Below are 12093 nucleotides of genomic sequence, written 5' to 3' on the forward strand. Positions count from 1 at the left end.
CGCGCGCGGGTTCGGCGCGGTGGCGCGGCTGGCGCGGCGTATGCGGCGTGAGCGGCGTGAGCGGTGGCTTTCGGGGCGCAGACCGGTGGAGGGTCGATCGGCGGGGTTGGGAGCGACTGGTTTCGGAGCGATGAGCTTCGGATCGGCGGAGGGTCGAGCGGCGGGGCAGGGGGAAGTCAGGCAGTTCAGGGGTGTGGGGCACAGGCGAAGAAGAGTTCCGTATCGGCATGCAGGGGACATGACAGCCCATCACGCGGTTTTGTGAGGATCCCTCCCGAAGGCTGGGAGAACCGTGGGCGTGCGCTCACGGGGCGGTCCGTGCGAACGAGCGCGACGTCAGGCGGGCGCGCCGCGGCGGAGCATGCCGAGCCGCAGGCCCGCGATGGCCAGCGGCGCGAGCACGAAGAGGGCGACGACGTTCACGCCCGCGAACCCGCCGAGGCCCAGCACGAGCCCCGAGAAGGCTGCGGATGTCGCGGCGGCGATGTTCATCGCGGCATCCGTCGCCCCCTGCAACGGCACGCGCAGGCGCTCGTCGACCGAGGTGGTGAGCAGGGTCGAGCCGCCGATGAGCCCGGCCGACCAGCCGAGGCCGAGGAGGCCGAGGGCGAGCGGCACGAGCAGCACGCTCTCTGGGGGCGCGAGGATGCCGATCATCGTCGCCGTGACGAGGATCGCGGCGCCGATCGCGATGACGCGCGCTGAGCCGATGCGGTCGGCGAGCCAACCCATCAGCGGGCTCGCGCCGTACATGCCGAGGATGTGGATGCTGAGCACGATGCCGACGAGGGAGAGCGACAGGCCGTGCTCGGTCATGTGCACGGGGGTCATCACCATCACGCCGATCATCACCGTGTGCGAGCACACGATCGCGAGGATCGCGACGAGCGCGGCGGGGTTTCGGACGGCGGTGCGGAGGGCCGTCCACGCGCCGATGCGCTCGGGCGGCGCGGTCTCCGTGGCGGGCGGCGCGGCGGCGCGGCCGCCTGACGGTTCGGGGACGGCGGCGGCGCTCGGCTCGGGATCAGTCGCGGCATCCGGGCCTGCGGCGGCAGCGCCCGCGGCATCCGGCAGGAGGGCCCCCGCGGCATCCGGCCTCAAGGCGCCCGCGGCATCCGGAGCTTCGGCCGACGTCGCGCCCGTGGCATCCGGGCCTTCGGCCGTCGTCGCTCCCGTGTCATCCGTCGCGAGGTGGCCCGCCCTCGGGGTGCGAAGCAGCGTGGCGACGAGGATCGAGGAGAGCCCGAACGCCACGCCCGAGAAGATGAACGGACCGACGAGCGGCGGCAGCCCGAGCGCCAGCCCGAAGTCGTCTCCGGCCTCGGACAGGAGCGGCCCGGTGACCGAGCCGATGGTCGTCGCCCACAGCACGAGCGACATCGAGCGCGCCTCGAAGCCGGGAGCGGCGACCTCGGTCGCGGCGAAGCGTGCCTGCAGTCCCGCGGCGGCGCCCGCGCCGAACGCCGCGAGTCCGAGGAACACGAGCGGCGCCCATCCGCTCGCTGCGGCGGCGATCACGAGCACGGCGCCGAGGAACGCGCACACGTATCCCGTCGCGAGCGCGACGTGGCGTCCGGCCCGCACCGCGAGCTTCGCGAGCGGGATGGCGACGACGGCCGCGCCGAGCACGCTCGCCGACTGCGCGAGGCCGCCCAGCGCGTTCACGTCGGTGAGGTCGGCCACGAGGATCGCCGCGACGGCGATGCCCGACGCCACGCCGACGCCCGCGAGCAGCTGGTTGACGATGAGCACGGCGAGCGAGAGCCCGCGACGGGGCATCCGTTCACTCACCTGCTGCGACATCCGCTCGGCCTCATTCGTAGTCGGGTGCGGGCGGGAGGCCGAAGAACTCCTCGAGCGTCGTGATTCCGGTGTCGTGCATCTTGCTCGTGAGGCCGACGCCGGTGTAGCGGAAGTGCCACGGCTCGAACGAGTAGCCCGTGATGGCGGTCTTGTCGGCGGGGTACCGGAGGATGAACCCGAACCGCCACGCGTTGTCGCGCAGCCAGATGCCCTCGTCGGTGTCGCCGAAGCACTCGTCCAGCGAGCATTCCCCCGAGACGGCGCCGATGTCCATCGTGAGACCGGTCTGGTGCTCGCTGTACCCGGGGCGTGCCGTCGTCAGGTCGTCGCCGTCGTACACGTTCTCCTGCGCGGAGTACGAACGGTAGGCGCTGTTCGAGGCGAGCTCGAGACCGGCCTCGTCGAACGCGGCATCGAACATCTCGACAAGGGCGTCGGACGCCTCCTGCCGCAGCTGCGGCTCGTTGGTGTGCTCCACCGGGACGTCGACGAGGTCGTCGGGTTCGAAGTCCTGCGGGTTCAGCGGTCGCAGCTTGTTGACGACGACCCAGGTGCTGGTGGGGTCGTCGATCGAGTGCGCCGTGCGGTCGAACGTGTCGACGACGGCGGGCGCCGGTGGGGCGGCGGGCGAGGGGCGGGCGGCGGGCGTCTCGGTGGCGGTGGCGTCGGCGAAGTCGGATGCCGCGCCGGACGCGCCGCCCGCCGCGTCACCCGATGAGCCTCCCGCCACTGCGCCGATCACGACGACACCCGCGGCGAGGAGCACCGCACTGAGCGACAGCGCGATGACGAGACGTCGATTCTGCCGCACCCGATCGGACGGCTCCCGGCGCTCGCTTGCAGACACCGTTCGAGTGTACGCCGCGGATGCCGCGGGCGGCGGCTGGGCTGCCTGCAAGACCACCGTGCCGACGCCCCGCGTGACGACCTTTCTCCAGCCCTACGACGGTTCGGAAAGGTCGTCGGGCGAGAGAATGGTCGTAGCGGGGCGGTCAGCGACCGGGCGGGACGGCGGCGACGCCCGTCTCGAACACGACGCCCGTCTCGAACATCACGCCCGCGACATCCGCGAACCGTGCCCGCATCACCGCGATCGCCTCGGGGTTCTCGTCGACGAGCACGAAGCGCCTGCCGAGCGTCGCCGCGACGGCGCCGGTCGTGCCACTGCCCGCGAAGAAGTCGAGCACCCAGTCGCCCTCGCGCGTCGACGCCTGCACGATGCGCCGCAGGATCCCCTCGGGTTTCTGCGTCGGGTAGCCCGTCTTCTCGCGACCGGTGGGCGACACGATCGTGTGCCACCACACGTCGGTCGGCAGCTTGCCGAGCGCGGCCTTCTCGGCGGTCACCAGCCCGGGCGCCATGTAGGGCTCGCGGTCGACTGCGCTCGAGTCGTACCAGTAGCCGGCAGGATTCTTCACGTACACGAGGATCGTGTCGTGCTTCGTCGGCCACTTGCGCTTCGTCTTGGCGCCGTAGTCGTAGGCCCAGATCAGCTCGTTGAGGAAGCACTCGCGCCCGAACAGCGCGTCGAGCAGCACCTTCGCGTAGTGCGCCTCGCGGTAGTCGAGGTGCAGGTAGAGCGTGCCGTCGTCGGCGAGCAGCCGCCACGCCTCGATCAGACGAGGCTCGAGGAACCCCCAGTAGTCGTCGAAGCGGTCGTCGTAGCGCAGCAGATCGCCGCGGATGCGCTCGTAGCGCTGGCCGGCGAACCCGGTGATGGTTCCGGCGCGCCCTGAGCTCGCGGCGCCCTGAGCTCGTCGAAGGGTCGACGGGGCCGCGGCACGCGGGGCATCCGTCGCCTGCTCGTCATTCGGCGCCGCTGCCGACGTGTCCACCCGCGTGTGGCGCGTCGCCTGTCGCGCCTGCGACCGCCCCGTGTTGAACGGCGGATCGAGGTAGACGAGCGCGAACCGCCCGTCGGGCAGGGTGGGCAGCACCGCGAGGTTGTCCGCCTGGATGATGCGGTTCGGTTCGTCATCGGATGCCACGGGCACCAGTCTGCCAGCGGCCGCGCGTGCGCGGCGAGTTCGTCAGCGGCGGCCGACGTCGAGGCGGATGCGTCCGCGGAACCGGTCGGGATCGTCGTCGTCGGCGTCATCCGCCGCGAACGCGATGCCCTTGTCGCCGTCGCCGGGCAGTGGCGCGGGCGCGGGAAGGCGGCTCTGGCGATCGAGCTCCACCGCCGCCTCGTGCTTGCGGGGGGCGAACACCTCGTCGCCGATCATCATGACGCCACCGGGGCCGGGGCCACCGCCGCCGCCGCGGCGCTTGTCGGAGAGGTCGATCCAGCGGCGCCGCACGGCGAGCACGAGAACGCCCGCGACGAGCACGGCGATGCCGACCCAGATCCACCAATCCACCCGGCGATTGTACAGAGGATCCCTGAGTCTTCCTCGCGCGCGAGCCCCGCGGCATCCGGATGCCTCGTGCCCCGCGGCATCTCAGGGCACCCGCTGCAGCCACTCCCGCGTCGCGAACTTCGACTCGACGAGCGCCTCGGCCTCGGCGAGCTCGTCGGGCGCGACCGTGCCCGGCGTCGCGCCGTAGAGGTCGGTGAACGTCTGCTTCAGGGCCTCGATGACCTCGGCGCGCGGCAGCCCGGTCTGCGACCGCAGCGGGTCGACGCGCTTCGCCGCCGACGCGATGCCCTTGTCGCTGAGCTTCTCGCGTCCGATGCGCAGCACCTCGAGCATCTTCTCGTTGTCGAGGTCGTAGGCCATGGTCACGTGGTGCAGCACCGCACCCGAGCCGAGGCGCTTCTGGGCGGCGCCGCCGATCTTGCCGGCGGGGCTCGCGATGTCGTTGAGCGGCTGGTACGTCGCGTCGACGCCGATCGAACGCAGTCCGTGCAGCACCCAGTCGTCGAGGAACGCATACGAGTCGGCGAAGCTCATGCCCTGAACGAGAGCCGCGGGCACGTACAGCGAGTAGGTGACGACGTTGCCCTTCTCCATCATCATCGCGCCGCCGCCCGAGATGCGGCGCACGACATCGAACCCGTGCCTGTCGGCGCCCTCGGGGTCGACCTCGTTCTTCACCGACTGGAAGCTGCCGATCACGACGGCCGACTCGTCCCACTCCCAGAAGCGCAGCGTCGGCTTGCGGCGGCCCTCGCCGACGCGCGTGGCGAGCACCTCGTCGAGCGCGAGGTGCAGCCGCGGGGGCACGGCGGACTCGTGCACGATCTCCCATTCGTAGTTCGACCAGCTCGTGGCATCCGTCATCGCCCGTCGCACGGCGACCGCGATCGCGTCGGCCGAGAAGCCGAGCATGACCGCGCCCGGGCGCAGCGCCGCGGTGATCGCGGCCGCGATCTGCTTGGCGTCGGACGCCGCGGGCAGCCCCTCGAGCGCCCGGTCGATGTCGCCCAGCGCCTCGTCGGGCTCGAGGAAGAAGTCGCCCGCGACGTGCGGGTCGCGGATGACGCCGTCGACCACGTCGAAGTCGACGACGACGAGCTTGCCCCCCGGGACCTTGTATTCACCGTGCATGGGGTACAGCCTACGGATGCCTCGGGCAACTCGCTCCGCCCCCGGGTGCCGTGAGTTTCGCGAGGAGATCTGCGGTTCCGAGGGCGATTTCGCCTGCGGGCGCACGCGCTCCTCTGAAACGCAGATCTCCTCTGAATCGCAGATCCCCGCTGAATCGCAGACATCCTCCCCGGCGGCCCCAGTGCGAGTCGTACGATCGCATCACAGGACAGGGGGCCCGAGATGACGACGTTCTTCCTCGCTCGGCACGGCGAGACCGAATGGCACGCCGAGCATCGCTATGCGGGCAGCTCCGACATCGGACTCACCCGGCACGGCCTCGGCCAGGCGGCCGCCCTCGGTGCCTGGGCGGTCGACGCCCGGCTCGACGTGATCGTCGCCTCGCCCCTCACCAGGGCGCAGCGCTCCGCCGCCCCGTCGGTCGAGACGACGGGGTTGCCGCTCCGCACCGACGCGCGGCTCGTCGAGATCGACTTCGGCGTGGCCGAGGGACTCACGCCCGCCGAAATCGACGATCGGCACCCCGAGGAGTGGGCCGCGTTCTCCCAGGCGCCGGCGTCGTCGCCGTTCACCGGCGGCGAATCGGGGCGTGCCGGCATCGCCCGCGCGCTGCCGGTCTTCGACGAGCTCGCCCGCGAGTTCCCCGACGGCCGGGTGCTCATCGTCGGGCATGCGACGCTCATCCGCCTCCTGTTCTGCGAACTCGCGGGCATGGACCCCGACGGGTATCGCGACCTGCTGCCGGTGCTCGGCAACTGCAGCGTGACGACGATCGTCTACCCGTGGGCGACGGAATCGATGGCCGCGCACCCGAATCGTCCGCGCATCCGGTTGCTGGGCTTCGACGTGCCACCCGACCGCGCGTCGAGAGTCTGACATCGCCGCCCGGGCTCAGTCCACGGCGAACCGCTCGTCGAGCCAGCGGATCAGGTCGGCGCGCACCTCGGCCCGGTTGGTCTCGTTGAAGACCTCGTGCCGCGCGCCCTCGTACACGATGAGCTGCGAGTCGACGAGACCGCAGCGGTGCACGTAATCGCGCAGCAACGCGATTGAACTGCGCTCGCCCGCGACCGGGTCGTCGGAACCGACCAGGATGAGCAGCGGCAGTTCGCTGGGGATCCGCTTCGACGGCCGAGTCATGAGCGTGAACGATTGCGGCCAGCCGAACAACTGCTGCAGCGTCCGGCTGGTCGTGTAGGGATCGGCCTCGAACGCCTCGGCGACGGCCGGATCGCGGCTCAGCCATTCGACCTCGGTGCCGCCGGGACGGGCGAACCGCTTGTTCAGGTCGCCGAGGTTCGTGTATCCGAGCTGCAGCCAGGCGGTGCCGGTGAGCACCACGGCGTCGTACCGATCCGGATGCCGGTTGACGACGTGCTGCGCAACGAACGACCCCCACGAATGCCCGAGGATCACGAGCGGCACGTCGTCGCCCTCGGCTTCGCGGATGATCTCGCCGAACCGTTCGACCCCGGCGATGGCGGCGCGCATACCGCCGGGTCCGGGACGGCCCATGCGGGTGAGGTCACCGCCGTGCTGTTCGAATCCGGTCTGCCCGTGCCCGCGATGGTCGTCGGCCCATACCGAGTAGCCCGCCGTGTTCAGCGCCTCGACGAGTTCGCCGTAGCGCCCGATGTGCTCGCCGACACCGTGCGCGAGCTGCACCACGGCGACCGCGTCGGGCACCCGCCACGCCTCGTAGTGGATGCGAACCCCGTGTGCGTCGGTGAAGGTCGGCATGCCGCCATTGTGGCAGGCACGGAAACACGTTGACGCCGGCACTTGACCCGATGACTGATAGGTGCTCTGATATGAGCGTTTGTACGGATTTCAGATCACAAGCAATCACGCGGTGAAAGCGAGCAACGATGATCCATCACCAACCGAGCCGAGCGAGGCGTGGTTCCCGAGGCGCGGCTGCCATCGTCGCGGGGGCCGCGATCGCCCTCCTTGCGTCGGCGGGGGTCACGCCCGCGGCAGCGGCGCCCGCGGCAGCGGCGCCCGCGTCCGCGGCGACCGCGACGAGCGCAACGGGAGCGGCAGCGGCGACGACGCCGATCACGCCGAAGCCGGTCGCTCCCGAGGTCGCCGTCGATGCCGCCGGCACTCCGCTGGGCGCCATCACGGGCGTGCAGCAGGACGGCGCCAGCGTCACGCTCACCGCCGCGAACGGCGCCATGCGCGTCTCCTTCCTCGACGATCGCTCGTTCCGGTTCGAGGCCGACCCCAGTGGCACGTTCACCGACCCGGCGAACACCCCGCAGGGCGACCCGGCCCGCACGGCGAACATCGTCGTCGGCCGCGACAGCTTCGACGCGCCGAGCGTCACCGTCACCGAGGGCGACTCGATCACCATCGCGACCGACGCGGTCTCGGTCGTGATCGACCGCGCCACCGGCCGGTCGACCGCCACCCGCGCCGACGGCTCCGTCATCTGGTCGGAGTCCGCTCCCATCACGTTCGGCTCGACCTCGGCGACGCAGCACCTCGCCGCGGTCGACGGCGAGCAGTTCCTCGGCGGCGGCATGCAGAACGGCCGCTCCGTGCACACCGGGGCGACGATCAACATCGCTCGCAACTTCGACTGGGACGACGACGGCTACCCGAACGCGGTGCCGTACTACATGTCGTCGAACGGCTACGGCGTGCTCCGCAACACCTTCGCGCGCGGCAGCTACGACTTCGCCGCGCACACCACCACGCACGAGGAGCGGCGCTTCGACGCGTACTACTTCGTCGGCGACTACAAGGACTCCCTCGAGTCGTACACCCAGCTGACCGGCCGCCCGATGATGCCTCCGGTCTACGCGCTCGAGTACGGTGACGCGGACTGCTACAACCGCTCGAACCCGACCTACAGCTCGTCGGGTTTCGGCGACCCCGAGAACACGAAGCAGCGCACGCCGCAGTCGCTCAACATCGCGAAGCAGTTCGTCGAGCACGACATGCCCGCCGGATGGATGCTCGTGAACGACGGCTACGGCTGCGAGTACGTCGAGCTGCCCGAGACGGTCGACTCGATCGAGCAGGAGACCGGCCTGAAGGTCGGCCTCTGGACCCAGCGCTCGCTCACGAACCAGGAGTTCGAGGTCGGCGAGGCCGGCGTGCGTCTGCGCAAGCTCGACGTCGCCTGGGTCGGCTCCGGGTACCGCCAGGCGCTCACCGGATGCGAGGCCGCGCACGGCGGCATCGAGCAGTACTCCGACGCCCGCGGCACCTCCCTGATGGTCGAAGGCTGGGCGGGCTCCCAGCGCTGCGGCATGCAGTGGACGGGTGACCACTCCGGAAACCTCGACGCGGTGCGCTGGCAGGTCTCCGCGCTCACCGGCGCGGGCAACTCCGGGCTCCCGTTCACGACGGGCGACGTCGACGGCATCTTCGGCGGGTCCGCCGAGAGCTACGTGCGCGACCTGCAGTGGAAGGCGTTCGCACCGGCGCTCTACTCGATGAGCGGGTGGGCGCCGAAGGACAAGCGGCCGTGGCTCTACGGCGACGAGGCGACCGAGATCAACCGCTCGTACCTCCAGCTGCGCCAGCGGCTCATGCCCTACATCTACACGCTCGCCGAGGAGTCGCACCGAACCGGCGTGCCGATGATGCGCTCGATCGCCCTCGAGTACCCGAGCGACCCGGGCGCCTACAGCGCCGAGGCGAACAACGAGTTCCTCCTCGGCGAGGACTTCCTGGTCGCCCCCGTGTTCACCGACGCCGACGTGCGCAATGGCATCTACCTGCCGGCCGGCGACGAGTGGGTCGACTACTGGACGGGCAAGGTCCACCAGGGCGGCAAGGTGCTCAACGGGTACCCCGCACCGCTCGACACGCTGCCGATCTTCGTACGGGCCGGCGCGGTCGTGCCGCAGGGCATCACCGCCCGCAACGCGTCGCTCGTGCCCGAGGACTCGCCGATCACGCTCTCGGTGTACCCGCAGGGCGCCTCCGAGTTCACCCTCTACGAGGACGACGAGGTCACCCGAGCGGCCGCCGCAGGCGAGTCGAGCCGGCAGGCGTTCGCGGTCGACGCGCCGGACTTCGCCGAGCAGGGAACGGTCTCGATCGACCTCGGCGAGCGCGACGGCCAGTACGACGGCAAGGCCGCATCCCGCGCCTACCGCGTCGAGGTGCACACCGGTTCCGAGCCTGAGGCCGTGAAGCTCGGCGACACCGTCCTCGAGCGCGTCGACGACGTCGCCGGTCTCGACGGCCGCACCGGCTGGGCCTACGAGGGCGACCGCACGGGCGGGGTCGTCGTGGTCTCCACGGGTCAGGTCGCATCGGATGCCGCGGCTCGCGTCGTGCTCACGGGCACGAGCGCCGTGGGCGGCCGCGACGCCGATGCCGCCGCGGCATCCGTGACAGTGTCCCTCGACGACCGCGTGTTCCAGGGCGACCGCACGACCGTCAGCGCGACGTTCACGAACGAGGGTTCGGCAGCGAAGGACGACATCGTGCTCACGCCGGTCGCGCCCGAGGGGTGGAACCTCGTCTCGGCAACGGGCGACCGCGCCGACCGCGTGGAGCCGGGCGCCTCGATCACCGGGGAGTTCGTCTTCGAGGTGACCGGGGAGTCGGCTGCCGACCTGCAGACGGTCACGGTGAACGCCGCATACACGTCGGCGTCGAGCCAGCAGGTCGAGGTGTCGGGGGCGAACCAGCTCTACGTCGCATACGGCTCGCTGCAGGGCGCCTTCAACGCCGTGTCGATCACGGATGTCGCGACCGCTGCCGCGGGCAACTTCGACGGCGGCGGCGCCTCCTTCTCGAAGGCGGCGCTCGAGCAGGCCGGGGTCACCCCCGGCGGCACCGTCACGGTGGGCACCGGCGGTGCGGCGATCGCCTACCGCTGGCCCGAGCCGGTCGGGACGCCGAACTCCGTGACACCCGCCGGGCAGACCATAGGCGTGTCGGGGCAGGGAACGCATCTCGCGATCCTCGCCTCGGCCGCCACGGGCGCCGGCGTCAGACCCGAGCTCACGCTCACCTACACCGACGGCACGGTCTCGAAGCAGAGCGCGTACTTCCCGAACTGGCTGCTGCAGGCCTCGGGTCTGCAGGGCTCGACCGTGGCGATCACGTCGATGGGCCGCAACAGCGCCTCGAACCCCGACGTCTACGAGTACCCCAACGGCAAGTACCAGGTGTACTCCAACCTGGTTCGCCTGAACCCCGCCAAGGAGCTCGCGTCGATCGTGCTTCCGAACGAGAGCCGGATGAAGATCTTCGACTGGCAGGTCGTCGACCAGCCGCTCCCGTCGGCCCCGACGGCCTCGGCCTGGGCTTCGGACCTGCAGTGGCTCAGCGCCACGAACGGCTGGGGCGTCATCGGCAAGGATGTCGCGAACAAGGACTCGGCGACCTCGCCCGACCTGCCCCTGAAGATCAACTACACCGACCCGGCGACCGGCACCTCACCGGTGTACGAGAAGGGTCTGGGCGTCCACGCCCTGTCGAAGGTCACGTACTACCTCGGCGGCAAGTGCCAGGCGTTCACTGCGAAGGTGGGTCTCGAAGCCGGCTTCGGCGGCAACGTGATCTTCAAGGTCGACACCGACGACGTCAACCGGTACCAGTCGCGCACCTTCACGCCCGGCTTCGCACCCGAAGACGTGAACGTCGACCTCACGGGGGCGCAGTACGTCGACCTCATCGTCGAGGCTCCGGGCAGCATCAACGGCGCCCACGGCGTCTGGGGTGACGCGCGATTCGAGTGCGAATCGGCCGCCCCCGAGGTGGACGTGGACGTGGTCGCCGAGACCCGCTGCATCGGCTCGAAGGCGTACGTGACCGTGAAGGCCGCCAACCGCGAGGACAAGGCCATCTCGGTGAAGACGACGACCGCCTACGGCGAGAAGTCGTTCGCGTCGGTGGCCGCCGGCAGGAACGCGGTGGCCACGTTCAACTCCCGCTCGGCAGGGGTGCCGGCGGGTGAGGTCGCCGTCGAGGCGACCCGCGCCTCCGACGGCGCGGTCACGACTCGCACGGTGCCGTACGACGCCCGCACCTGCGGGTGATCGCTCGAGTCGACCGACCAATCCCCGGCAATGACGAACAATCCCCGCAAGTAACCACCACTCCCCCCACAAGTAAGGAAACTGAAATGAGAAGAACCACCACTCCTGCCGCGCTGCGGGTGACCGCTGCCGCGTTCGGCGCGCTGATGCTGACCGCGGCGGGTGCCGCGGCGGCGAACGCGGCCGACCCGGTCGGCGATGACAGCGCGGTCGACGTCAACGTCGCGATCTCCGAGCTGACCGAGCCCGGCGTGCTCGCGATGACCGTCGCCGGTGACTCGGTGGCGCTGACCGAGTCGGGCTCGACCGACCTGGTGCGCCAGTTCACGGGCACGCTGCCCACGGTCACGGTCACCGACACCCGCACCGCCGAGGAGATCCCCGACGGCGCCGCCTGGTACGTGCTGGGCTCCGCGAGCCAGTTCACCGGCGACGCCCAGCAGGCGCCGATCTCGGCCGGGCACCTGGGCTGGAAGCCGGCCCTGATCGACGGCGGCGATTCCGGTCTCGTGGCCGAGGGCGGCGAGGTCGTCACCGTCGTCGACGATCCGACCACGCCGCCGACCGCGCCGGCGAACAATGTCGGCCTGGTCGACCAGGAGCTGCTCGCGATGGCGTTCGACTCCGAGGACATCGCCGCCGAGGGATCCTGGACCGCGAACGCGAACCTGTTCCTGCGCACCCCCAGCACCACCGCGGCAGGCAACTACACTTCGACACTGACCCTGTCACTGTTCGAGTAACCGACCGGGTCAGGGGTGGGCGGGGGGGGGGCGCGGGCGGCCCCC

Annotated in this window: 9 protein-coding genes; 3 read left to right on the forward strand and 6 right to left on the reverse strand. The window is 70.8% G+C overall.

The genetic code is table 11. The annotated features are described in order from the left end of the window. Positions 1–336: 336 nt before the first annotated feature. From ACFWN7_RS13320 to ACFWN7_RS13340, 5 genes are all read right to left on the reverse strand, one after another. A complete protein-coding gene (locus ACFWN7_RS13320) occupies positions 337–1803 on the reverse strand; it encodes an MFS transporter (protein WP_376939294.1) in 1467 nt (488 codons plus the stop codon). Between the two features lie 10 nt (positions 1804–1813). Further along, entirely contained in the window at positions 1814–2650 is an 837-nt protein-coding gene (locus ACFWN7_RS13325) for a M15 family metallopeptidase (RefSeq protein ID WP_376939295.1), read from the reverse strand. Between the two features lie 145 nt (positions 2651–2795). After that, positions 2796–3797: a DNA-methyltransferase gene (locus ACFWN7_RS13330; RefSeq protein ID WP_376939296.1), complete on the reverse strand. Its 1002-nt coding sequence runs from the start codon at positions 3795–3797 to the stop codon at positions 2796–2798. A 36-nt stretch (positions 3798–3833) separates the two neighbouring features. Beyond that, on the reverse strand, positions 3834–4163 hold the full coding sequence (locus ACFWN7_RS13335; protein ID WP_376939297.1) for a hypothetical protein: 330 nt from the start codon (positions 4161–4163) through the stop codon (positions 3834–3836). Positions 4164–4244: 81 nt separating this feature from the next. Next, positions 4245–5294 (reverse strand): biotin/lipoate A/B protein ligase family protein, encoded by a 1050-nt coding sequence (locus ACFWN7_RS13340; protein ID WP_376939298.1) that lies wholly within the window; start codon positions 5292–5294, stop codon positions 4245–4247. A 222-nt stretch (positions 5295–5516) separates the two neighbouring features. On the opposite strand from ACFWN7_RS13340, the gene ACFWN7_RS13345 reads away from it, so the two are divergent. Beyond that, positions 5517–6170, forward strand: coding sequence for a histidine phosphatase family protein (locus ACFWN7_RS13345; RefSeq protein ID WP_376939299.1), 654 nt, complete (start codon positions 5517–5519; stop codon positions 6168–6170). Between the two features lie 15 nt (positions 6171–6185). On the opposite strand, the gene ACFWN7_RS13350 is transcribed toward ACFWN7_RS13345, so the two are convergent. Beyond that, on the reverse strand, positions 6186–7034 hold the full coding sequence (locus ACFWN7_RS13350; RefSeq protein ID WP_376939301.1) for an alpha/beta fold hydrolase: 849 nt from the start codon (positions 7032–7034) through the stop codon (positions 6186–6188). 128 nt (positions 7035–7162) lie between these two features. Here ACFWN7_RS13350 and ACFWN7_RS13355 point away from each other — a divergent pair, with 128 nt between their 5' ends. Together ACFWN7_RS13355 and ACFWN7_RS13360 are read left to right on the forward strand one after the other, a co-directional pair. Continuing rightward, entirely contained in the window at positions 7163–11305 is a 4143-nt protein-coding gene (locus tag ACFWN7_RS13355) for an NPCBM/NEW2 domain-containing protein (protein WP_376939302.1), read from the forward strand. Positions 11306–11391: 86 nt separating this feature from the next. After that, on the forward strand, positions 11392–12048 hold the full coding sequence (locus tag ACFWN7_RS13360) for a hypothetical protein (protein ID WP_376939303.1): 657 nt from the start codon (positions 11392–11394) through the stop codon (positions 12046–12048). Positions 12049–12093: the final 45 nt, after the last annotated feature.

It is taken from the genome of Agromyces sp. NPDC058484, from assembly GCF_042720415.1.
GTDB lineage: Bacteria > Actinomycetota > Actinomycetes > Actinomycetales > Microbacteriaceae > Agromyces.